Origin of the sequence: Salinimicrobium sediminilitoris (genome assembly GCF_020866905.1) — a bacterium.
GTDB lineage: Bacteria > Bacteroidota > Bacteroidia > Flavobacteriales > Flavobacteriaceae > Salinimicrobium > Salinimicrobium sediminilitoris.
In genome coordinates this window covers 416,044-439,569 of sequence record NZ_JAIVCC010000002.1, presented here as the reverse complement: position 1 = coordinate 439,569, position 23,526 = coordinate 416,044, and the positions used below count along the sequence as shown (strand labels likewise).

20 protein-coding genes are annotated in these 23,526 nt (G+C 41.1%); 8 read left to right on the top strand and 12 right to left on the bottom strand.

The features are described from left to right. Positions 1-64: 64 nt before the first annotated feature. The 3 genes from LA313_RS03715 to LA313_RS03705 are packed head-to-tail and all read left to right on the top strand — an operon-like array spanning position 65 to position 3,101. Positions 65-1,150, top strand: coding sequence for an efflux RND transporter periplasmic adaptor subunit (locus LA313_RS03715; RefSeq protein ID WP_228913294.1), 1,086 nt, complete (start codon positions 65-67; stop codon positions 1,148-1,150). Beyond that, positions 1,147-2,409 carry an ABC transporter permease gene (locus LA313_RS03710; RefSeq protein ID WP_228913293.1) on the top strand — a complete coding sequence of 421 codons (1,263 nt, stop codon included), beginning with the start codon at positions 1,147-1,149 and terminating at the stop codon, positions 2,407-2,409. Before LA313_RS03715 ends, LA313_RS03710 begins: the two co-directional genes overlap by 4 nt. A gap of 2 nt (positions 2,410-2,411) precedes the next feature. Then, on the top strand, positions 2,412-3,101 hold the full coding sequence (locus LA313_RS03705; protein ID WP_228913292.1) for an ABC transporter ATP-binding protein: 690 nt from the start codon (positions 2,412-2,414) through the stop codon (positions 3,099-3,101). A gap of 129 nt (positions 3,102-3,230) precedes the next feature. Here the strand turns inward: LA313_RS03705 and LA313_RS03700 are convergent, their stop codons facing one another. The 8 genes from LA313_RS03700 to LA313_RS03665 form a co-directional block, all read right to left on the bottom strand. Next, positions 3,231-3,551, bottom strand: coding sequence for a hypothetical protein (locus LA313_RS03700; protein ID WP_228913291.1), 321 nt, complete (start codon positions 3,549-3,551; stop codon positions 3,231-3,233). Further along, the gene (locus tag LA313_RS03695; protein WP_228913290.1) at positions 3,548-4,405 is read right to left on the bottom strand and encodes an adenine nucleotide alpha hydrolase family protein; all 858 of its coding nucleotides are present in this window, start codon (positions 4,403-4,405) and stop codon (positions 3,548-3,550) included. The genes LA313_RS03700 and LA313_RS03695 overlap by 4 nt, the downstream gene beginning before the upstream one ends. 65 nt (positions 4,406-4,470) lie before the next feature. Beyond that, a complete protein-coding gene (locus LA313_RS03690) occupies positions 4,471-5,043 on the bottom strand; it encodes a pseudouridine synthase (protein WP_228913289.1) in 573 nt (190 codons plus the stop codon). Positions 5,044-5,261: 218 nt separating this feature from the next. Continuing rightward, positions 5,262-5,930, bottom strand: coding sequence for a response regulator transcription factor (locus LA313_RS03685; RefSeq protein WP_228913288.1), 669 nt, complete (start codon positions 5,928-5,930; stop codon positions 5,262-5,264). 226 nt (positions 5,931-6,156) lie between these two features. Then, on the bottom strand, positions 6,157-6,837 hold the full coding sequence (locus LA313_RS03680; RefSeq protein ID WP_228913287.1) for a type 1 glutamine amidotransferase domain-containing protein: 681 nt from the start codon (positions 6,835-6,837) through the stop codon (positions 6,157-6,159). 89 nt (positions 6,838-6,926) lie between these two features. Beyond that, the gene (locus tag LA313_RS03675) at positions 6,927-9,947 is read right to left on the bottom strand and encodes an SbcC/MukB-like Walker B domain-containing protein (RefSeq protein ID WP_228913285.1); all 3,021 of its coding nucleotides are present in this window, start codon (positions 9,945-9,947) and stop codon (positions 6,927-6,929) included. Then, the gene (locus LA313_RS03670) at positions 9,944-11,167 is read right to left on the bottom strand and encodes an exonuclease SbcCD subunit D C-terminal domain-containing protein (protein WP_228913284.1); all 1,224 of its coding nucleotides are present in this window, start codon (positions 11,165-11,167) and stop codon (positions 9,944-9,946) included. The genes LA313_RS03675 and LA313_RS03670 overlap by 4 nt, the downstream gene beginning before the upstream one ends. A gap of 139 nt (positions 11,168-11,306) precedes the next feature. Beyond that, positions 11,307-12,575: a carboxypeptidase-like regulatory domain-containing protein gene (locus tag LA313_RS03665; RefSeq protein WP_228913282.1), complete on the bottom strand. Its 1,269-nt coding sequence runs from the start codon at positions 12,573-12,575 to the stop codon at positions 11,307-11,309. Between the two features lie 546 nt (positions 12,576-13,121). Here LA313_RS03665 and LA313_RS03660 point away from each other — a divergent pair. The 4 genes from LA313_RS03660 to LA313_RS03645 are packed head-to-tail and all read left to right on the top strand — an operon-like array spanning position 13,122 to position 20,104. Then, a complete protein-coding gene (locus tag LA313_RS03660; RefSeq protein WP_228913280.1) occupies positions 13,122-16,766 on the top strand; it encodes a chemotaxis protein CheB in 3,645 nt (1,214 codons plus the stop codon). 2 nt (positions 16,767-16,768) lie between these two features. Further along, positions 16,769-18,982: an ATP-binding protein gene (locus tag LA313_RS03655; RefSeq protein WP_228913279.1), complete on the top strand. Its 2,214-nt coding sequence runs from the start codon at positions 16,769-16,771 to the stop codon at positions 18,980-18,982. Between the two features lie 14 nt (positions 18,983-18,996). After that, the gene (locus LA313_RS03650; RefSeq protein ID WP_228913277.1) at positions 18,997-19,566 is read left to right on the top strand and encodes a response regulator; all 570 of its coding nucleotides are present in this window, start codon (positions 18,997-18,999) and stop codon (positions 19,564-19,566) included. Further along, a complete protein-coding gene (locus LA313_RS03645) occupies positions 19,544-20,104 on the top strand; it encodes a biliverdin-producing heme oxygenase (RefSeq protein WP_228913276.1) in 561 nt (186 codons plus the stop codon). Before LA313_RS03650 ends, LA313_RS03645 begins: the two co-directional genes overlap by 23 nt. Here the strand turns inward: LA313_RS03645 and LA313_RS03640 are convergent. The 3 genes from LA313_RS03640 to LA313_RS03630 form a co-directional block, all read right to left on the bottom strand. Continuing rightward, positions 20,101-20,751, bottom strand: a complete 651-nt coding sequence (locus LA313_RS03640; protein WP_228913275.1) for a class I SAM-dependent DNA methyltransferase — start codon at positions 20,749-20,751, stop codon at positions 20,101-20,103. The genes LA313_RS03645 and LA313_RS03640 overlap by 4 nt on opposite strands. Next, complete coding sequence (locus LA313_RS03635) at positions 20,727-21,086, bottom strand: SpoIIAA family protein (protein WP_228913274.1); 360 nt, start codon at positions 21,084-21,086, stop codon at positions 20,727-20,729. Before LA313_RS03635 ends, LA313_RS03640 begins: the two co-directional genes overlap by 25 nt. Positions 21,087-21,281: 195 nt before the next feature. Continuing rightward, entirely contained in the window at positions 21,282-22,211 is a 930-nt protein-coding gene (locus tag LA313_RS03630) for an NAD-dependent epimerase/dehydratase family protein (protein ID WP_228913273.1), read from the bottom strand. A gap of 300 nt (positions 22,212-22,511) precedes the next feature. On the opposite strand from LA313_RS03630, the gene LA313_RS03625 reads away from it, so the two are divergent. Then, positions 22,512-23,009, top strand: a complete 498-nt coding sequence (locus LA313_RS03625) for a VOC family protein (RefSeq protein ID WP_228913272.1) — start codon at positions 22,512-22,514, stop codon at positions 23,007-23,009. Here LA313_RS03625 and LA313_RS03620 read toward each other — a convergent pair whose 3' ends face one another. Continuing rightward, positions 23,010-23,510, bottom strand: a complete 501-nt coding sequence (locus LA313_RS03620; protein ID WP_228913271.1) for a rhodanese-like domain-containing protein — start codon at positions 23,508-23,510, stop codon at positions 23,010-23,012. Positions 23,511-23,526: the final 16 nt, after the last annotated feature.

Here is a 23,526-nt window from a genome sequence, read left to right as displayed (position 1 = left end):
TGACCTGATGAATATCATTAACAGGACCGGGGTTTTCAGCTAAATTTGGTTAAAAGTATTACCCATGTTGAAATATTTTTTACCGGCTGTAGCTCTTTTTAGCCTTATTTCCTGTGACCAGCAGGAAGCTTCGGTATTTCCGGTGGAGACCTCGATCACCGAAGCTGTTTATGCTTCGGTCACTGTGCAGCCCGATAGTCTTTATCAGGCATTTGCAGTGGTAAATGGTCTTCTGGATGAGAACCTGGTGGAGGAGGGGGATGTGGTGCAAAAAGGCGATGTACTGGTACAGATTATTAAAACCAATCCCGAACTGGCTTCAAAAAACGCATTTTTGGCCCTGCAGCTGGCACGGGAAAATTTTGAGGGAGGCGCGGCAATCCTTTCGGGCCTGGAGGAAGAAATTAAAACTGCAAAACTTCAGTTTCTCAATGACTCCGTCAACTATAGAAGGCAGGAGCGGCTTTGGGAGCAGCAAATTGGTTCCCGGTCAACCCTGGAAAGCAGAAAACTGGGCTATGAAAAATCTGAAGCTGCCCTTGAGATACTTCAAAACAAATACCAACGCACTCAAAACGAGTTGGAAACCCAGCTAAAACAGGCAGAGAATACTTATAGATCCTCTTTAATCAATACTACCGATTTTTCTGTTACCAGTAAAATCAACGGAAAAGTATATGCCATTCATAAAGAGCCGGGGGAGATAGTCAATGCCTCCCAGCCACTGGTAACTTTAGGCAGTGCAGACAGGTTTCTTGTCGAGATGCTGGTGGATGAAGAGGATATCGTAAGAGTAAGGCCGGGATTAACAGTTTATTTAACCCTTGATGCCTATCCTAAAAAGATATTTAAGGCTGAAGTTTACAAGATATATCCAAAGAAGGATGAAAGGAATCAGACTTTTTTAGTGGAAGCTCTCTTTGAAGATGCACCCGAAGTACTTTTGCCGGGACTTTCTGGAGAAGGAAACATTGTGGTGGCACAACGGGAAAAAGCACTAGTTATTCCGCGGAAATTTTTAATTGGAAATAACCGTGTAAGAACAGAAGACGGGATTGTTGAGGTTGTCACCGGCCTGGAGAGTATTGACTCCGTTGAGGTTAAAGAAGGAATTACAGCAAACACCAAATTATTTCCACCAGAAGAATGAGAAACTACCGGGTAATATTGAGCATTGCAAAAACACACCTGGTGAGCAAAATGCGGCAAACCCTTATTGCTGCTCTCGGGGTTACTTTTGGGATAGGTTCATATATTACTCTTGTAAGCTTTATGACGGGCCTTAACCAGATGCTGGATGATCTCATCTTAAATCAAACTCCTCATGTTCATATCTTCAATGAGATCAAGCCTACCCGGGACCAGCCTGCAACACTTTATGAGGGTATGGATGAATCCTTAACGGTAATACATTCAGTTAGGCCCCAGCTTACTCAAAAGAAGATCCATAATGCACAACCATTAATGGAGTACCTTGAGGAGGATCCCAGGGTAAGAGGAGCTATTCCGCAGGTGAAGACACAGGTTTTTTACATTTCAGGTTCTATAGAGCTGGGAGGGAATCTTTTGGGGGTAGAGATCTTGAAAGAAGAAGAGCTTTTTAATCTTGGCGATTATATAGTAGAGGGAAGCGCCAGGGATCTTCATAACACCTCCAACGGAATTATCCTTGGGGCAGGGGTGGCAGATAAATTGTCTTTGGAAGTAGGAGATCGCGTGCAGGTAACCACTGTAAAAGGGGATGTTTTCCCATTAAAGATCGTGGGGATATATCAAAGCGGGATCGTAGAAATAGATAATGTTCAAAGCTTTACAAATCTTCACACAGTCCAACGTATCCTTGGAGAACCCGGGAGCTATATTACAGATATAAATGTAAAGCTGAATGATATTGAAGAGGCAGTTTCCATAGCAGAATTTGTTGAGGAGCAGTTCGATCTTACTGCAATTGACGTAAGAACAGCCAATGCCCAGTTTGAAACGGGAACCACTGTACGAAATCTTATTACATATGCCGTTTCAATTACGCTGCTGGTAGTGGCCGGTTTCGGGATCTACAACATTCTCAACATGTTGATCTATGAAAAGATGAACGATATCGCTATTTTGAAGGCAACTGGTTTTTCGGGCAGGGATGTACAGCTTATTTTTATGAGTCAGGCGTTAATTATAGGATTTTTAGGTGGTATCTTAGGACTTCTGCTTGGGTATGGCCTTTCGGTTTTAATTAGCCATACTCCCTTTAATACCGAGGCACTGCCAACAGTAGAAACCTATCCTGTGAATTTTGATATCCGCTTTTACATATTTGGGATTAGTTTCGCAATGCTTTTTACCTTTCTTGCGGGCTATCTCCCTTCGCGTAAAGCCAAAAAAATCGATCCTGTGAAGATCATAACAGGTATATAGTTATGAAGCCAATTCTCGAAGCCAGTCATATCGACAAACATTTTTGGAAACCTGTGGAATTTCATGTGCTTAAGGATATAAATTTCAGCGTAAATTCCGGAGAATTTGTTTCCATCATGGGAAAGTCGGGCTGCGGAAAATCTACTCTTCTCTATATCTTGTCAACAATGGACAGAGATTATGAGGGGAAGCTTTTCCTTAACGGCGATTTGCTTACAGGTCAACATCCCAATAAGCTGGCTTATGTAAGAAATAAGCATATTGGCTTTGTATTCCAGTTCCATTACCTCCTGCCCGAATTTACTGTGCTTGAAAACGTGATGCTACCTGCCCGCAAGCTTGGAGAACGATCTATTGAAGAGATTAGGAAAAATGCCCTCTACAAACTTGATATGCTCGGTATTGAAAATCTCGCGGATAAAAAAGCATCTAAAATTTCGGGTGGCGAGAAGCAGCGGGTTGCTATCGCCAGAGCTCTTATAAATGATCCTGCAATAATCATGGGGGATGAACCCACCGGGAATCTCGACAGTCATAATTCAGAAAATGTGCTTAGGATTTTCAGGCAATTAAGTGATGAACAGGGGCTATCTTTATTGGTAGTTACCCATGATAGTGATTTTGCAAAGCGTACAGATCGAATTATAAAAATGGAAGACGGTAGGATCATTGATCATAATGCAAAAAATTAAACTCTTTTAAATTGTGAAGATCGAATGCTTCAGTAAACATTTATGAAATTTATGCGTATGGAAAGGTCTTCAAGATATCAAACCGGGGATCTTTCAATGGGAAAAACCTTTGAAGCCCTTACCCAATAATTAAGTTAAAGCGGGAAAACTCACCGCCAGGATCAACAGGTTTATTATTGTGCCATATTTTGCATCTTCCCAATTAAGGGTAATCAAAAACTGTGAAAGCAAAGCTCCACTTATAGATAAAACAGGCCAGAAGGGGTAATCGTTGAGGAAATAAACATTAGCTAAAATGAGAAGTACAGCGCATGCGAACCAAAGAGCCCCTTCAGAAATGCTTATCTTTCTGGAAATTGTGGGAAGGAAGTCTGTGTAAAAAGCTTTGACGAGCCCCATAAGGTGTAGAATAGCGTGTAATAATAATAAGAGGGAGATTAAAATTTTCATTGAACTATAGCAGTTTTATTCCTGGTTCTTCCGGGGCTTCTCAATGGTATTTGCTGCTCTTGTGGGGTTCCCTGTAAAATCATTACCGGAATTTTACTGTCGGCGATTGCATTAGTTATTTGGGAAGTAGTTGGCCCGGCAGGAAAAATTGATTGAGAAAGAGGGACTATATGCAAATCATAATTGTCCTTCTGCATAGTTCTGCCTAAATAGCTGGCAACGTGACCTGTAATCAATGTACCAACTTTAGGATGATAAACTTCAAACAATTGATTTAGTTCATATTCATCTCTCGCTACCAGGGAATGATCAATTTTGCCCGAATACATTTTGATAATCTCCACATTTAGGTCATGGTTTCCAAAAAGCTTTTTAAAGGGAGTTAGAGTGGCCTGTCTTATTTCCACATGAGGTTCCAGTGTAATCAGGATCTTTTTGGGAAGGCTGAACTTCTGCTCCTTCGGAATAAAAAGTAGAGGTGATTTTAAATTTCGGAAGAAGTCATAAGGCAACTGCAATGTTTTTTTCAAAACGGCTGTACTTCCAATAATTAAGGAATCTGGATCTACCTGCTCTTCCAGGACTTTTCCCGGAAAAAGAAGTTGTATTTTGATCTTTTTAGAAGGGTAGACTTTTGTAATTTCTCTCTGAAGTTTTTGAAGTCTTTGAACGGCTTCATTCTGGATACAGTTGATCCATTCTTTATCCTCAAATTTTGTGGAGCTATAAGCGGCAGCTTCAGGAAGGTTTAACATGAAGAATGTGCATTCCTCTTCTCTCATCAAACCAAGTGCATAAAGGATCACCCGGGTAGATGATGATGAAAAATCCATTGGAATAATCACATTTTTCATGGCCCAATCTTTTCTCTGTTAAGTTACGAAAAAACCTCGTGGGAAAGATGAAAATTATGATTTGTTCAACACTTGAAACTGGAAACTTCCTGTACCTCTCCGGGCTGCATATTATTTAAAAACTCATCTCCAATTCTTACCCGCACTAACCTCAGGGTGGGGAATCCTACTGCAGCAGTCATTTTTTTAACCTGGCGGAATTTTCCTTCTGTGAGTGTCACCGAGATCCAACTCGTTGGTCCATGCCTGGCGTCCCTTATTGGTTTTGAACGTGGCGGAAAGGCTGGAGGAGCTAATAAGATTTCAGCCTCACAAGGTTGGGTGAGATATTTATTGCCATTTATTCCTATCTCCACTCCCTCTCTCATTCCTGCAATGGCACTACTGTCTATTTCCCCGTCCACCTGTACATAATATTCTTTTTCCACACTATTTCCGGTGATTTCTGCGCTAATCTTCCCATCTGTGGTTAGTAATAGAAGCCCTTCGGAATCTTCATCAAGGCGACCAATAGACATGGTATCCTCCGGAAAATCGTGGAGCTCACCAAGCATTCTTTTATTCCTGCGGGTTCGCTGATTGGTGATAAACTGACTTAGAAATCCGTAAGGCTTATATATCCTGAAGTGTCTGTGCATAAAATATTACAAAGATAAAACTTAAGTGCTCGGGGACGAAATTAAGTTTCGTCCCTTTTTTAATAGGATAAACTAAAAAATCCCCAGAAGTGGGTATTGGAGGAAGTAATATGAACGCTTATTTTTACCCTATGAAATTGTATTGCAATTAATTCTGGAATGAATTAGATACAATGAGTAAAAAATCGGGGAAGTAGGGGGCCCCGATTTTTTTGTTTTTATATGAGGTCATAGGCCCTGGCGTATTCTGTAAACTCAAAACTGGAAGAGATCTCCAGTTTTTTTTTGATGTTCTTGCGATGAGTATTTACAGTATCAATGGAGATACTGAGTTCCTCGGCTATTTCGGCTGAACTCTTTCCAAGTGCGACCAATCTTAAAACTTCTTTTGCCCTTTTTCCAAGGCAAAGGTATTTGGAGAGATTTTCTTTGAAGAACATATTTTCCTTTAAAAGGCGCTCTGCCTTATTTTCGATATGCTTCATCCTGTTAATGGGAATAGCGGCTGTGACAATGTGAGTAGGAGTGCCATCTGGCGCCTGGTGGAAAATTCGTACAGATGCAATGTGCCAAACCCAGTCTTTCCTATCTTTAAACCTCACTTGCTGGAAAAAGGTAAAAGTCTCATCAGGATCTTTTTTTTCAAGCAGTTTTCTCAATTTAACCATGAAGTCCTCCATGTCTTCATTATTGAAAAATCTTTCATGATATTCCGGACCCATACCTGAAAGTTCCTGCAAACTTAATCCCAATTGATCAAGACCTTGTGAACTCATAAAGACTACTTTAAAATCTTTTTTTCTCAGTTCATGAATTACCACAACACATGGCATAAACTCGGCACAAGCAGAAAACATTTCCAGCTTTTGTTCAAAAGTTTTTTCCAAATCCTTTGCTTATTTTCAATAAAACTAACCAAATCTAACATTTTTAGTGAAAATGGCTTTAATAAATCGATGAAAGGGCAAAAGTTTCGACCTTTATCGGGAGTTGGAGTAGTGGATTAAGATAAGAGCCGGAAACTTTCTAGTTCCCGGCTCTTATCCTCAATCGGTCTTTTGATCTTTTCTGAATGGAAATTTTTCCAATGTTAGCTCCATGAGGAATTAAGAACTATTCTAATAGTTTGATCAATTCCTTAGCTGTTTTTTCTGCCGAAGCGGGGTTTTGCCCGGTCACCAGTTTACCTGAAACTTTTACCCTGGAGGTAAATGGTAATGTAGCCGTACTGTATTTAGCACCCAAAGTCTTTAAGCGATCCTCAAGGCTAAAAGGAATATTGTCCCGGAGGCCTACCAGCTTTTCTTCATTATTGGAAAAGGCGGTAACTTCTCTTCCCTGTAAAAGTTCAGGTTCTTCGGTAGCAGCAGTAAGTAATGCTGCCGGGCCGTGGCACACCGCGGCAATAGGTTTGTTCTGTTTGTAAAATTCTATGACAAGGCGGGAAGTATCTTCGTCTGTGGCAAGATCCCCCATTGGTCCGTGACCACCAGGGAAAAATACCGCATCAAAATTATCGGCTGTAACCTCCGACAGCTTCTGAGTGAATTCAAAATCCTTTTGCGCCTTTTCATCTTTTTTGAAGCGGCGGTTGGAAGAAGTTACATTTTCTGTTAGCTGACTTCTGGGGTCTATGGGCGGTTTACCTCCTTTTGGACTTGCCAGGGTTACATCATAACCTTTATCAATGAATTCATAGTAAGGATCTGTGAATTCCCCAAGCCAAACTCCGGTATGGGAATCTGTCTTGAGCAGGTCACTGTTTGAGGTAAGGATAACGAGTATCTTTTTCATAAAACTTTATTTTTCTTTTAATGAAGTTTACCAAATCCTCCCGAAGCAGCCAAATCTTTATCTTTTAATTAATATTTCCCGCCAATAACCTAACCTTTTATTTCCAGTGAGCTGTATCCCTGTCCATTCCTGCTAAGCTGTATTTGAGTGGCGATCCTTTCTTTAAGGGAATCAACGTGACTAATTATTCCTATTGTTTTAGAAGATTCTGCCTGTAATTTTTCCAGGGTATCCAGAGTTTGGTCCAGGGTTTCAGGATCCAATGTTCCAAAGCCTTCATCAATGAAGAGGGAATTGATCTCCACATTTTTGGAAGCCAGGTCGCTTAATGCAAGGGCCATCGATAAACTTAGCAGGAAAGTTTCCCCTCCCGAAAGGGTTTTGACAGATCGTCGCTGCCCGCCCATATGTTCATCTATTGCCACCAGGCTGTCATCTTCCTCATCCAATGGTTTGTCTATGCGATAACGGTCACTAAGATCAATAAGTCGCCTGTTAGCCAGCACAAGAAGCTGAGACAGGCTTAGGTCCTGCGCAAAATCATTGAATTTTTTCCCCGTGGCATCGCCTATCAAATTGTTGAGTAACTCCCATCTTTTGATTCGGGCCTTTGTAGACTTTAGAAGAGCTTCAATATTTTTGATCTTTTCCCTGCGTTCTTTGTCATTTCGCTGCTTTCTTCTAAGCTCCTCACATTGTTCATTAAGCAGGCTGCGCTGTGAATTCACTTCCTTTAACCTATCTGCAAGTACTGCTGAAGTTTCCGGAACATCCTTTTGCTGTAGCTGCCCCAGCTGTTCCCTGAGAGTTCTTAAAGAGGCTTCAATTTTAGCCTTTTCCGAAGTTAATTCGTCCCGCTTCTTTCGAAGCTGTAAATATTCATTCTCCGAAAGTAGTCTTTGCAGCGCTTCTTTGATCTCACGGCAATTCGCTTCCGTGATTTTCGGTTGCAGGCTTTGTTCAAGCTTCTCAAGCGCGGTAGTTCTTTCGTCCATTTTTTGGTTGAGATCTTTTCCCTGCCGGGTCATAGATGCTTTCTCATGCTGCAGTTTTGTCCATGAATTTTGCAGCTCAAGACAGTCGGTTTCTATGTCATTACCGGTGTACAGGCTGTCCAGTTCTTCTTTTATCTGTCTCCCCTGTACAAGAACAGCTTTAATTTCAGAAATTATAGGAAGTCCCGCCAGGACAGCACTCAGTTTCCGTTTTTCCTGCTCAAACCTTTCAAGCAGATCAAGCTTTTCCTCCCTGCTGCTACAGAATTCTTCCCAGTTTTCACCCGTTGGATTGATCTCTAAGAATTCCTCTTCAAAATACCTTTTTTGAAGCTCCAGTTTCCTGTTGTTTTCCTTTATAAGCAATTGAAGTTCTGAAAGCCGTTTTTGGTGGTGGGCAAGGCTTGTCTCCCGGGTAGTGATCTGTCTTTCAAGTTCAGAAAGCTCTTTTTTTAGCTTTAAAGTTTTCTCCAGTAAATTGTCATTTTTGACAGGTAAGTCGCTCGCATATGGATGGTCTGTGCTGCCACAAAGAGGGCATGGCTGGCCGTCTTCAAGATTGTGCCGGTGTTCTTCCAGGCTTGCCTTGAGAAGTTCGTTTTCCCTTTTAAGTTGCAGGTTCTCGACCTCCTTTTGGAGGATTTGCATCTCTTTTTTTGCTGAAGATATCTCCTGCGGAAGTACTTCTACCTGCGGAAGCAATTCTTTCTCCTCTTTTGTTGCCTTTTCAACTTCTGCGGAAAGATTTGTGATCGCCACCCATTCCTGTTGTGCTTTTCGTCCCTGCTGAAGCATCTGCTTTAACCGTGCTTTTTCAGCTTCAGGTTTTTCAAGGTTTATCTGCTTCAGGTTTTGCTTTAGTTGCTCCAGGTTGTTCTCTCCTGCAGCTTTTAATTCCTTCAGTTTTAATTCTTCAGATTCCAGGCTGCCATTCAGCCTGAATGGTACTTCCCGCAATTCGGAATTGAACTGGTTCTCAAGATGGCGATACCGGGTGAGTTTTTCATCCCTTTGCTGCTGCAGCTTCCTTACATTTTTAGAAAAACTCTGTAAGTGAGTTTCGATTTCCCCGGTTTCGGGTTCAGATTTGAGGAAGGTCTTAATATTGTCCAGACAGGTGGAAATGCTTTGGGTATTTTCTTCTTCACCCCGCTTATGGGCGGCAAGTTCCTGTCTAAGTTCTGTGCAGGTTTTATCCAGGTTCTGCCAGGTACGAAGGTCTTCGGCAAAAACCTGAACCTCTTCATGCTGCTTTAATTTAAGGCCATTTCTTTCTTCAAAAAGAGAGATGTTTTCTACAGCAGCATTTTTTAGTTTTTCCTGGGTGAGGATCTGTGCCTCCTGTTCAGAAATATTCTTCTTGAGCTGAATAAGCCTGTCCAGCTGCTGAATTTCCTTTTCCAAAGGTTCACAGATCTTTGTTTTTTCTGCTAAAGTTGATTTTAGCTCCTTCAAAACTTCCTCCTCTAAAAGGTCATTTTTGAGCAGGTTTATTTCCCGTTGCCTTTCCTCAATTTCGGCATTTTCGCTTTTGAACTTTTGGTATGCCTTTATCCCTACCTGCCGGTAAATCCCGGTGCCTGTGATCTTTTCCAGGAGCTCCCCGCGTTCGTCCTTTTTGGCCTTTAAAAATTGGGCAAAATCTCCCTGGGCTAAAAGCACAGATTTTATGAACTGATTGTAATTAAGCCCGATGAGCTCCTCATTTTTGGAAGGCACATCAGATTTTTTATAGTCCAGCGGCTTTTCTGTAGCCATGTCGTAGATGAACATTTCATAATCGCGCAGGTTGTTGTTGCGGTTCGTAGAAATGCTCCATTCTGAAGCGAAAATTCCTTTTTTTGCCTGATAGGTTACCCTGGCACTTGCCTCTTTTTGATTGCGCGTAAGAAGAGCCCCTTTATTGATAATATCATTCTTACTAATCTTCCCAAGACGGGGGACCATATTAAAAAGGGCGAGGGAAATCACATCCAGGATCGTGCTCTTTCCGCTTCCTGTAGGACCGGTGATCGCAAAAAGGGAACTTACCGTAAAGGGGGCTTTTGAGAAGTCTATCTCGTGCTTTCCCTTTAAAGAATTTATATTTTCAAATTCAATTTTTAAGATCTTCATATTTCTGCATTTTCATCCCGGTGCAACTCTTCTAAAATTTCGTCAAAGGCTGCTAGTATTTCCTGCCTTGCTTCTTCGTCGTATTCATGTTTTGCGATGAGCTCCAGGAAAACATCTTTTGGCTGCAGGTCCTGCAACTGTTGGTCTCCCCCAAAGGCCTGGGCAGCGCCCTTGATTTGATTTTCAAAACTCGCACGATGCTTTACAATCCTGTAGCCCTGTTTTTGGAAATTGGATACTAATTCATCCAGTGCATAGATCTTTAAAGCATCATATTGCTCCTCTTTAAGCTCTACCTCAATAAGGCTTTCAAGTTGTTTTTTCTCCTGTAGTTCCTGTAATTTAAAGGTTAGCTCCTCAAGGTTACCGCTTATTTTTAACAAGGAGCGAAAGACAGGTACAGGAAGACTACGTGGTTCCCAGCCTGTATTGGTGTCAAGTAATAAAACCCTTTTTTCATCCTTTCGCTCACTAAAGGAAAGGGGCAGGGGAGAGCCGCTGTAAAATGCCGGAACAGCTGCTGCCACTCGCTGTGGTTTATGAATGTGGCCAAGGGCAATGTATTTGTAGTACTCTCCAAACCTCGAAGCTTCAAAAGCTGCCAGATTCCCTATTTGGATTTCTCTTTCACTTTCTGAAGTCTCAATTCCCGCGGTGAACAGGTGTCCAAGGGCAATGGCAGGAACACCTTTATATTTTGAAGCACAAATTTCTGAAGCCTCAAAAAAGGTGTTTTGGATACCATTTTTAAGGGCTTCAAGTCGGTCGTCGTAGGTGGTTCCATCTCCTGCTTTTCGAAGGTCGGCATCTCTTAAAAAGGGTATAGCAGTGATCACCAGGCAGGGATCACCGTTACCGTCATTAACGGGAATAATTAATTCTTCAAGATTAGATGGCATTCCACCAATGATGTCGATATCCAGCTCCTTCAGGATCTCTTTGGGAGCTTCAAGCATGGAAGGGGAATCGTGGTTTCCACCGGTGAGGATGATCTTGCAGTCAAAGCGGTTCATTTTAACCAGGGCGCGGTAATATTGGCGGCGTGCTTCAGATGATGGATTGGCAAGATCAAAAATATCCCCCGAAACCACCAATAGATCAATTTCTTCCTCTTCAATGGTCTTGCAAAGCCAGTCAATGAAAAGGTCGAAATCTTCGGCCAGTTCGGTTTTGTGCAGCTTCTTTCCTATATGCCAGTCGGCCGTATGCAGGATCTTCATTAGGTTCAGTTTTTCAGCTTCCGAAGGTAAAGGAAAGCTTAATGTCCTGCAAAGTTAATCACTCCTGCGACAAAACATGTCGCAAGAAAATCACCTGTCAAAAATGGCATTTTTCAGAAGTAGGTATTAGAAAACTGTTCTAATTATTCTCCAACTTGTCCCGAATTTTATCTATTGCACTTTCTATGGATTCATCGGGTTCAATGATATTGTTCTCTCCCCAGAAGGTAAGATCGGCAAAGCCCGTAACATCATCATTCATGATCACTCTTCGGCTTAAAAAGCTGTCATCTCTTTTGACCTTCTCCTTATTGATCTCCCAGTTTGTTACTGCAAGTTCACTATTAACTTTGTAGCGGGAATTAAAAAGTTTGCGTTTCCAGTTTACTACAAATTCCAGCTGAGTATGTCCATATCCAAAATACCAGCGACCGTCCTTTTGCCTGTAGGTAATGTCATAATTTACTTCAACAGGATAAACTCTTGTCCCACCCGGTTTTTTCTTCACAAAAAGATCTGTAGCGGCCGAGCGATTGTCGACGTTAAGATTGAAGGAGGCTTTCACCAGGGAGAAAGTGTTTGCATCAATAAACAGTTTCCCGTAATACCAGGGTGTTTGTTTGTTTAATTCTTCAAAGTCAACTACGTAAAGGTATTGATCATCAATCTTAGTAGGATCATCAAAGGTGAATTTGAAGTTGGATAGATCCATTTCATTAAAGATATGTGTAGGATTTTTCATGAGATCAATGCTCAAAGGGTTGTAAGGACCACCCCGGAGTTTTAAGGCCACAGTATCCAGCCGGTCATAATCGGCCGTTTTACGCGCTTTTACAAGAGCAATATCATCATCGGCGTTAGAATCATAGGATTGTTTGTGGATCTTTACCACGGCTTCAGAAAGAGAGACATTTTTACGTCCTCTTTTAATAGCTTCCCTGTAAAAGGCCGTCATGGTTGTACGATCTGTGAAATAATTACTACCCCGGTTATCCAGCATATTGCGCACCAGAGCTTTGGGATCTGTGTAGGTGAAAATACTTACCTCTTCCAGCTCTTCCAGAGATTCTTTGAGTTCAATGACCACATTGCCCTTTTGAAAAAACTCCAGGGGAAGTGTACGACTTTGAAACCCAAGGTAGGATACCAGAACATTCACATTTTCCAGGTCCTGCGGAATCTTAAGTGAGAATTCTCCATCGTTGTTTGTCACTGTCGAAATATTGGTGTTTTGAACAGAAAGGTAAGCCCCGGCCAGGGGATCCTGATTCCGGCTGTTCACTACCTGTCCTTTATATTCGGTAAACCTGTCTGTGGTTTGTTGAAGTGCGGCCAGTACTTCAGATGACAGGCTAAAAAATAGCAGGATTATAAGGGGCCTTGCGAAAAATGAAATTTGATTTCTCATGGCGCAAATTTTTAAAGAGATTATTCTTTCTAAGATACTGAATTTTAATTAATTGTTAAGATAGGGTTTGAAAATTTTAAGAGTAGAATTGGGGGAAATTCCCGAAGAATAATTTTTCATCTTTTTAATAAATGCTTTATATTTATTAGTCTAAAAATCAAATAATTACATATTCGTAGTTAGTTTTATAGGAAGAGAGCCAGGACTGGCAAACCTTATATAGGGGAAGAAGGTTTGTTAATCTCTCTCTTCCCTTTTTTGAATTTTATTCCTTCTTCAATCTTTCTCTTTTCTACATTCCGGATTTGTGCTTTAACAATTGATTAAATAGCCTAAAATCCTTGGAATAGTACGAAATGAGGTAACATTTGTTTTATCTCGAACAGTTACTTAACAGATCGTTAACATTAATAAAAGCTGTTTAGAAGTAATTTTACGCAGAATAATTTCAAGAATTGGCTATTTTAACTTCCTGCTCTCCATGAGTAGGCTTACCTGTGACTTTTTAAAAAGCGACAGGTTTTTTTAAGAGCCCCCTGTTACGCTATGAGTAAGAAGATAAACACCTCTCCGACTATACAACAACCCAATAAATCCAGCATTCCCGAAAAAGCAAGAATTGTTGCAGTCGGCACTAGTGCAGGAGGATTGGAAGCTCTTAAAGCTTTTTTTGAAAATGTTCCTGCAGATACAAATAGTACTTATGTAATTATTCAGCATCTTTCTCCAGATTACAAGAGTATGATGGGCGAACTCCTTTCCCGAAGTACCGGCTTACCTATTGTTGAAGTGCAGGATGGAATGGAGATTTTGCAGAGACATATTTACCTGATTCCGCCAGTTAGCAATCTTATAATCAAGAACAATCACTTATATCTCCTGGATAAACCTAAGACCCAGACGCTAAACCTGCCTATAGACATGTTTTTTGAGTCTTTGGCAAGGGAGCACAGGGAAATGGCTATTGGAGTTATTCTTAGTGGTACAGGCAGTGATGGAACCAGAGGTGCACGTGCGATAAAAGAGAATGATGGAATGATCATGGTACAGGAACCGGACGAGGCACAATTTGACGGAATGCCTAAGAGCGCCATAAATACCGGCCTGGTAGACTATGTTCTTCCGGTTAAGGAGATGGGGAACGAATTGAAAAATTTCCTTTCGGCTCCTTCCATTTTCCATTTCAAGGATGGAGATGTGGCTAATGACCAGTCAGAACTCATGAAGATCCTTAACTATGTCAATGAACAGGCTGGATTGGATTTTAGGGAGTACAAAAGAGCAACACTTGCCCGAAGGGTAGCCCGAAGGGTTAGCGTTTGTAAATGCCGTTCCCTGGCCGAATATTTCACCTATCTCACCTCTACAGAGAAAGAGGTTGATATTCTTTACCGGGAATTCCTCATTGGTGTCACAAAATTTTTTAGGGACAGTAAAGTATGGGACGAATTACGTAATAAGATCATTCCTGCCCTGGTTAGGGAACGAGAAGACGGGGATGTTATAAAACTTTGGGATGTGGCCTGTAGTACAGGAGAAGAAGCCTACTCTTTTGCTATGTGTTTCCTCGACGAAATTGAAAATCAGGGGAAGGATATAGAACTAAAGATCTTTGCTACAGACATTGCAGAAAAGCATCTTGAAATAGGAAGTAAGGGTATTTATCCCGAGAGTATTGCTGCAGATGTTCCTGCGGAGTTTCTTTTAAAATTTTTTGTGAGTAAACCTCAGCATTATGAAGTAGTTGAGAATTTAAGAAGGTCTGTGATCTTTTCTAAACATAACGTGATCAAGAATCCACCTTTTAGCAATATGGACCTGGTTTCCTGTCGCAACCTTCTTATTTATTTTCAACATGCAATACAAACCAAAGCTTTAAAAGTTCTTCATTACAGCCTTAAAAAGGATGGTATTTTGGTGTTGGGGACTAGTGAAAGCGTTTATACACAACAGGATAATTTTAAGGAAATTAGCCGCAAGTGGAAAATATATAAGAACATTAGGGCAAATAAGAGGCTGGAGCCCGGCTTATCTCACACTCCTACCTCTACCGGCAAACTGGTTGAAAATAAAAAGGTGAAAGAGAGGATATTGAACAGAGAACCCGTCACCTCAAACTTTACTAAGCTCACAAGTGATTTTAATGAAACCGTTCTGGATCATTTTAAAGCCGCAAGTGTTTATGTGGACCAAAATTACAACATCCTTGAAGCTATAGGCGAATTCAGGAAATATGCCAGCCTTCCGGTGAGTGGATTCTCTACCAATCTTCTGGATATGTTGGGGTCAGATCTTAAGTACCTGGTGCAGAATAGTCTAAAAAAGGCAAAAAAGCTTCAGCAAAAAGTTTACTACAAGGATGCTATTTTTGAGCTTCATGGAGAGAAAAAAGCTGTAGATGTATTTGTTAAACCTCTTTCTATGGAGGGCGTGGATTTGGGAAGTACTTTTATGATCACTTTTCTTGAAAAGGAACTAAATCTTGATAATGTAGAGACGGTAGATAATGTTACTCTCACCACCCGCACACAGGAATATGTATCTAATCTCGAAGAGGAGCTTAAGCAAACAAGGGAAGAACTCAATTCCTCTCTTGAGGAAATAGAGACCAGTAATGAAGAATTACAGGCAGCCAACGAGGAACTGCTGGCTTCAAATGAGGAACTGCAAAGCACCAATGAAGAATTACAGAGTGTAAATGAGGAGATCAACACGGTAAACGCAGAGAACCTTCAAAAAATGGATGATCTCGCAGCGCTTAATGCCGATGTTAACAACCTCCTGGAAAGCACCCAAATAGGTACAATATTTTTAGACTCAGAATTAAATATTCGGAAATTCACTCCTGCGATCCAGAAACACCTTAGCTTTTTAAATTCCGATATTGGAAGACCAATTAGTCATTTCACGGGAAATATTGGAAAAAGCAATCTGGTAGAGAGATGCAAAAAGGTTCTGAGAACGGGGACCACTCTTGAAAAATCTGTTGTTTCAAAAGATGGAATTCACTATCTAAGAAGGATCTCCCCATATATAAATTCTCATGATACGATTGATGGGGTTGTGATCACCTTTATTGATATTGAAAATCTTCAAAAATCCAAAGAAAAACTTCAGGCCAGCGAAAAGAGGTTTAAGAGTTTTTACGAAGAGGATCCTGTGATGCATGTAAGTGTTCATCCACAGTCCTTTAAGATCATTCACTGTAACAAAATGACAGTGAAGCAGCTAAAATACGATTCCAAGGAAGAGCTCATAGGTAAGTCTATTTACGACCTTTATAATGAAGAAGCTCAGGTTGAAGCGCTAAAATCGAGTAAAAATTTTGCCGAAAATGGCGTCTTGATTAACCAGGAGCAGAGTATTCTTACCAAAACAGGAGAAGCCCTGCCGGTGATCCTCAATGCAATTTCTGAAACAGATGAAGATGACAACATCCTCACTATTCGCTATACCTTCGTGGAAATTGCAGCTCTTAAAATGGCCGAAGATCAGCTACGGGAACAAAAGGCCGATCTTGAAAGGGCCAATCGTGATTTGGAGCAGTTCGTTTCCATTTGCTCTCATGACCTGCAGGAGCCACTTTCAACCATTAAGTTTGGTATTGATATCCTCGGAAAGATCTATGCTCCTAAACTGGATGAAAAAGGACAGAATTATGTCTCTTACATCAAACAGGCTTCCACACGTCTTTCGGAACAAATTCGTGCCCTGCTGGAACATTCCCGAATAGGCAGGAACGGAAAGAAGAAAATGGTCAATACCAAAGAAATTGTCGAGGTGGTAAAATATGACCTTGGCAAAAGGATCAAAGATACCAATGCAAAGGTACACAGTGGAGAGTTGCCAAAGATTATGGGCTATGAAGTTGAATTAAGACTTCTTTTCCAGAACCTTATCTCCAATGCCATTAAGTATACACCAAAAGATCGGTCTCCCGAAGTAAGGATCTCTGCTTACCGGGAAGGGAAATACTGGGTATTCTCAATAGTTGATAATGGAATAGGAATTTCCAAAGAGGATCAGGCTCATATTTTCACTATCTTTAACAGAGTGAAAAATCAGGATAATGAAGGGACAGGCGTTGGTCTGGCCCATGTGGAAAAGATTGTGCTTCTTCATAATGGAACTATCTGGGTGGATTCACAGGAAGGAGTAGGAAGTTCTTTCTACTTTAAATTAAAAGCGTAAATATGACCCACATCTCTGAGTATCCAGGCAAGTTAAATTTAGACAACTGTGCCCGGGAGCCAATTCATATTATTGGCAAAACTCAGGCGCATGGAGTACTTCTATCCGTTGATCCTGAAAATTTTAAGATCATACAGGTAGGGGAGAATGCAACTCAGTTTTTTGGGAAGACATTTGACAGTTTGTTGGAAAAAGATCTCACTTCTCTCCTGGGGGAAGAACAAATGACAGGATTTGTGGAGTTGCTAAACTCTGAAGAAATTTCAGTTCCACGTGAGGTGTTCATCAACAACACTAAATTTTTGATGCTGGCCCATAATTCAGGACCTAACTTGATTCTGAATTTTGAACCCTTGCAGGAGGTGGATAGCTCCTATCATTTTCAAAGACAGCTTACACGGGTACTCAATAAATTTAAAGCTGCAAAATCTGTTGATCAATTATGCAATGCCGCAACTATTCTTACCAAAGAAATGTTTGGGTACGACAGGGTTATGATCTATAGATTTGATGAGGAATGGAATGGGGAAGTAATTGCCGAAATTAAAGAGGAAGATATGGGTTCATGGCTTGGTTTACATTATCCCGCTACAGATATCCCTGCGCAATCCCGGGAGCTTTTTTTGAAACATCAGGTACGGGTTATTACCGATGTTCATTATACTCCGGTTCCAATTACGCCCGAAATATCTCCTCTTAATGAAGAGCCTCTTGATATTTCCCGGTCCGGTCTTAGAGCAGTATCACCAATTCATATTGAATACCTAAAAAATATGAAAGTTGGCGCTTCTCTTTCGGCTGCGATCATTATAAAGGGGAAGCTCTGGGGATTGATCGCCTGTCATCATAAGACCGCGAAATACCTGGATTTTTATCAGCGGGAGAGTTGTAGGTTTTTAGTGCAAATGTTCTCTACAGAGCTTACTTTACAGGAAAACACAGCGTTGATTACTCAGGCAAAACTTTCTGAAAGTATTCGGCGGCAACTGGTGGTGCAAATGCAGGAGGAAAATGATGTGGTAAAGGCTCTTTCTGAAGGGAATGTAAAGTTTACCCAGATTATTTCCTGCGGTGGCGGTGCCATTTTTATGAAAGATCAATGGAAACCTGTAGGAAATACTCCTGAAACAGAGCAACTGGAAAGCCTGCTCAACTTTATAAAAAAGCAGCCAAAAAACCTTTTTTCTACACGCAATCTTTCTGCATTATTGCCTGAAGCAGATGCTTATAAAGAAGTTGCATCGGGGGTTTTATGTATAAAGATCGCGGAGTATAAATATATCTTCTGGTTCAAACCTGAACAGGTCCAGGAGGTGAATTGGGGAGGTAACCCTAAGGATAAGGCTTTTTATAATGAAAAAGAGGACCGGCTTAGTCCCCGTAAGTCATTTGAAAAATGGTCTGAAAAACTTACAGGGATTTCTGAAGCCTGGCAGGAAAATGACAGGGATGTGGCGCGGGCTTTAAGAGAGAGTATCAGCTACATTTTACTGGCACAACAGCAAAAGGAGATCGAGGCTTTAAATACTCAGTTAATGGAGGCCAATGAAGAATTGAAATTATTCAGCTATGGACTTTCACATGATCTAAGAGCACCGGTGAGAGGTATGGAAGGAATTCTCACTATTCTGGATGAAGATCACAGGAAAGAGCTAAGTGAAGAAGGCCGGGAGTTGCTCCAAATGAGCAGGGATCTCAATGAAAAAATGAATGATCTCATTGATAATATACTTGAATATTCACGGCTAAATCATTCCGATGGTCTGGAAGTAGAAACTGTAAATACTTCAGAATTGATAGGGGAGGTGCTCAAATTTGTGAATGTACAGGGCAGTTACCCAAAAACAACCGTAAAAATTCAGGCGCAGTTACCCGATTTAAAGGGCGATCGTAGTATGCTTTTTCAGCTATGGTCTAACCTAATAAACAATGCTTTGAAATATTCTTCAGAAGAAGAAAATCCATTTGTGGAAGTAGGTGCAGAGCAGCTAAAAGGTCGGAAGGTTTTCTATGTTAAGGATAATGGAATTGGGGTTCCTAAGAAAATGAAGAAGAAAATTTTTGAAACTTTTCAAAGAGGAGTCGGGAGCAGGTTCAAAGGCACCGGAATAGGACTGGCAATCGTCAAAAGGATTATTGAAAAACACCAGGGGGATGTTTGGCTTGAAAGCGAGGAGGGGAAGGGTTCAATATTTTATTTTTATATTGAGATTTAATTTAAGAGCATCTAATGATTACAATTCCTTTGAGAATTTTGCTGGTGGAGGATAATGAAGCCGATGTGCTGGTAACCCGGCGTACCATACAAAAACTGGTGGAAAGTCCTGAAATTGAAGTGGTCGAAGATCTATCTTCCTGCAGAGATAAACTGAATAGTTTTATCCCCGATGTGGTGATCTCCGATTATAATCTTCCTACTTGCACGGGATTTGAGATATTACAGTTGGTGCATGAAAAAAATCCTGCCCTGCCTTTTATTTTCCTCACAGGGACTATGCATAATGAGGAGCTCGCTGCAAACACCATTTTAGCCGGAGCTTCGGGCTTTATCCTTAAGAAACATATGAATAACCTGGAGGAAAAACTGGAACCACTGCTTAAAAAAGTAGTTTTCAAGCTTTCTGAAAGAGAAGGAGTAAGGGAGCGGCTTAGGAACAACAAAATTGCGGTTAACCAGATCTACGACTACCTGGACAACCTTAATGCCGATAATCGCGAACAAAAGGAAAATATTGGCAAAATAAAAGAGACTATTAGGAAAAATAATTTGTGGAGTAATGAAGATGATAGAAAAGCTTAAGAAAGAAACACGGGAATTGCACGAGCAAATCGAAGAAAAGAACCTCGCAAAGCATATCCTTGATCACAATATAGACCTGGAGACGTACAAGCTGTTGTTGCTTCAGAATTATCGCGCATACAGCACCACCGAATCTGAAATCAAGAAGTTCCTGCCGCTTTACTCCGGAAAAAAACACCTGGAATTGCAAAAAGACCTGGAACAGTTAGGTGTACCTGTAGAAAGTTCTTTCAAAAATGACACTTTTAGATGTCATTCTCCAGCCGAAGCTCTTGGAGCAGCATATGTAGTGGAAGGATCTGCACTGGGCGGAATGGTCCTGGCAAAGAACCTGGAAAAATGTACTGCACTAAAGGAAATTGACCGGCATTATTTTTTTAGTGGTGATAAGGAAAATCTTCTGGACTGGAAGAATTTTAAGCAAGAGCTGGAGCAATTTGATTTTTCAGAAACCCAAGAACAGGAGGCTATTGATAAAGCAAAAGATACGTTCAGATTCTTTTCGGCGGTTTTCGAAAAGGAATATCAGGTAAGTTAGATTCCACTTTCGAAGACCAAAGATAGTAGGCGGGGCACGTTTTTAGAGTCATCATCATCGAAGTGCTCATTAAGATCCAGTAAATTGAATTTATTTTCTTTGGCAGCATTAAGGAAGTCGGAGAGATGGTGGGTAAAGGCAGGTGGAGATTGCATTCCCTGCCCGGTTTCAAATCTGGCTCTGCTACCCGCGTACTGTTTCCCGGGATGAAGCTCACATATATAAAATTTCCCATTTCTTTTTAATGCTCTTGCTGCTTCGGCAAACATAAAATTAAGGTCCTCGACATGTTCGAGCACAAGGCTACAGGTGATAAGGTTTGCCCAACCCGGTTTTACGGGCCAGTCTTGGGTGATGTCGGCTTCAATAAATTCTACATTTTCTGCCTTTATCTTTTCCTTGGCTTTGGCGATCATTTTAGGTGAAAGATCCAGTGCCTTGACAAAATCGGCTTTTTTTGAAAGCCAGCCGGTATTCTTTCCTGTGCCACAACCCAGCTCCAGAATGTTACCGTAGTGCGGATTCAAAAAAGTATTGCGCAGTACATCTCCCTCCAGGTCTCGGGTTTTATTTTCCATAGAGTCATATGATGCTGCCCAGGCGTTATAAGAGTCGCCGGTGATTATTCTTCTATCTTCTTGATCCAATTTTTAGCCTCGTCTTTTTCTGTTAAACTAAAATATTTGATGGTAGCCTTTGTAAATGGTTTCATTAATTGAGTTAGTTCTTTTTCCCATTTTTCATCCCCTACCATGGCAATACGTTCCAGGTTCTCCAGGTTATTAAAATCAAACTTTATATCCCGCCACATAGCACTAAGACTCCAGCCTTCAAATTCTTTCATTTCAAAGTACCATCTTATGGTTCCGAAGCTTCTTACTTTCTCCTGCAACAACGGGATAAGACGTTCGTAATCTTCATTGGTTAATTTTCCCTCTGCAACTGTGTAAACAATATTATGTTCAATTTGAATGGAGATCATACCGGAGTTTTTGACAATTTCCAAAGAAAAGTAGATTTAGCCAACTGCTGAAGGTGCGCCGGTGGTTAAGTTATTGTTAATCTGCTCTTAAAGATTCTTAAGAAGCCTTTTGACCCGGGAGTTTAGCAATCCATTATTTTTATTCAATCTAATCTCCCCATTTCCAACTCTTTATTTTCCATAGATCATTTTAATTTATTTGAAATTCCTGCTAACAACTTCCTTAATGCCAATTTCATAGGAAGTAGGTTTTATATTAAAGCTCTTTTCAAACTTGCTGCTGTCAAAAACATAGTTCCGGTCATATTGATAGATCATTTCCACAGTTTCTTTCATAATGGGCATAAACCAGCCCATGATCCATACCATCCATTTTGGCACCACCCGGCATTTTGGTTTTACATTCAACTCTGTGGCGATCATGGCTACCCATTCTTTTCCTGCGGGAGGGTTGGCGGCAGTGGGCAAATGCCATATCTGCCCATAGGCCTCATTAGAATTCCCAAGCAAGGCAGTGGCTTTGGCGGCATCGGGTATGTAGGTGAAGGAGTGAGGTTTGTCGGCTTTTCCCAGCCAGTTTGCTTTCTTGCCTTTTGAGAGAGGTTTAAAAACTGTTTCCATTAATATACTATTATCGGCACTCTCAGGGCCATAAAAATCGGCCGAGCGGGCAATCAAGGCTTTCAGCTTACCGGTTTGCACTCGCTGCATCAATTTTGCTGCAATCTCTGCACGTACCTTTCCTTTTCTGGAAGGAGGATCTACCTGTGATTCTTCTGTCATGTGCGGGATCTCCTTTTTGTCATACATGTAAACATTGTCGAAAAACACCAGTTTTGCATCATATTTTCCGCAGGCATTGATCACATTTTTCATAATTACCGGCCAGTCTCTTCGCCATATCTTATGATCATAGAGCAGACCGGCGGTGAGAAAAACAACATCAGAGCCTTCGACGGCCTTCATGACTTCTCCCGGTTTTAATAAATTGGCCTTCACCAAATCATCATCTGGATTGACTTTTTTCGGACTTCGGCTTACCAGCCGAATCTCTGCTGAATAATTTTTTAATTGCCGGGCCAGGGCATTCGCCACCGGACCTCCGGCTCCTAAAATAGTTTGCATAATGAAGAGGTTGATTAATATAAATTTATTCTAATTCGGGAAGATATTCCGAAAGCCGAAGTATTTTATTTTTAGAGGGAGCAGAAGTTTTAGATATCTATTATTTGTAGGTAGGTGACCTTTTAAGCTTGATATATTTCCGGTTTCGCATTTAGCTTCAGGTTAATAAAGAAGTGAAAGAACAAATATTCTTCAGAAATAGCTTTTAAAAATGCCATTTTTGACAGATATTTAATAGTCAGGAAGTTAAGAGGGGTTGAGAAATTTGTGTTCCCGGTTTATCTGAATAAAAGAAGGTTGATGGCAGCAAACGAAAAATACAAAGTACCTGAGAAAACAAGAATTGGCCACGTCCACTTAAAGGTTTCAGATCTTGAAAGAGCTTTGTCATTCTACAACGGTATACTGGGATTTGAGGTAACACAAAGATTAGGCGGTTCGGCAGCTTTTTTATCGGCCGGTGGGTATCACCATCACATAGGACTTAATACCTGGCACAGCAAAGGAGCTCCCGAAGCTGTTAAGAGTGGCGTGGGGCTCTATCACACAGCTATTGTTTACGAAGCACGAAAAGAGTTGGCAGAGGTCCTGCAGCGGCTTCTTAATGCCGAATATCCATTAACGGGTGCTGCAGATCATGGGGTGTCGGAAGCACTTTACCTCAATGATCCCGATGGGAATGGAGTAGAACTTTATTATGACCGCCCTCAAGGAGAATGGCCCCGTAAAAGGGACGGCTCCCTAGAAATGTTTTCCAGAGCCCTGCACCTCGATAAACTACTTGCAGAGCTTGAATAGTTAATTGGCAACCGGATAACCTTTGTCTATCCAGTCAACCTTTATATTATCCCGCAGGTTGAGCAGTTGATGATTGGTGAAGTGCATTTCGTTAAGTAGAGCAAAAGCCGGGCGTACATTGGGACAAATATCAAAAGGACAACAGCCACAATAGATCACAATATCGGAATCCTTCGGAAGTTTTTCCAGTTCCTTCTTCAGGTTGTTAAGGCTCTGTTCTTCTCCGGAAGGACCGGTGTCCTTCGACCCCGGAATTATACCGCCCGCACCAAGGCTAAAGATCACCAGGCTGTCCTGGGAGTTCCCGACGATTTGTGCAAGATCCCTTGGTTCCAGTAGTTGTTGCCCGGTCCATGGTTCCTGTTGAGCATTTGTTTTTATTGTCTTCTCCTGTTTTTCAACAACCTCTTCTGTGGAAACAGAAGACTTATCGGCTTCATTTTTACACCCTCCTACAATGAAAAAGAGAATGCACGCAACTGAATAGAAGAATTTACTCATCATATTAATTTTTGCA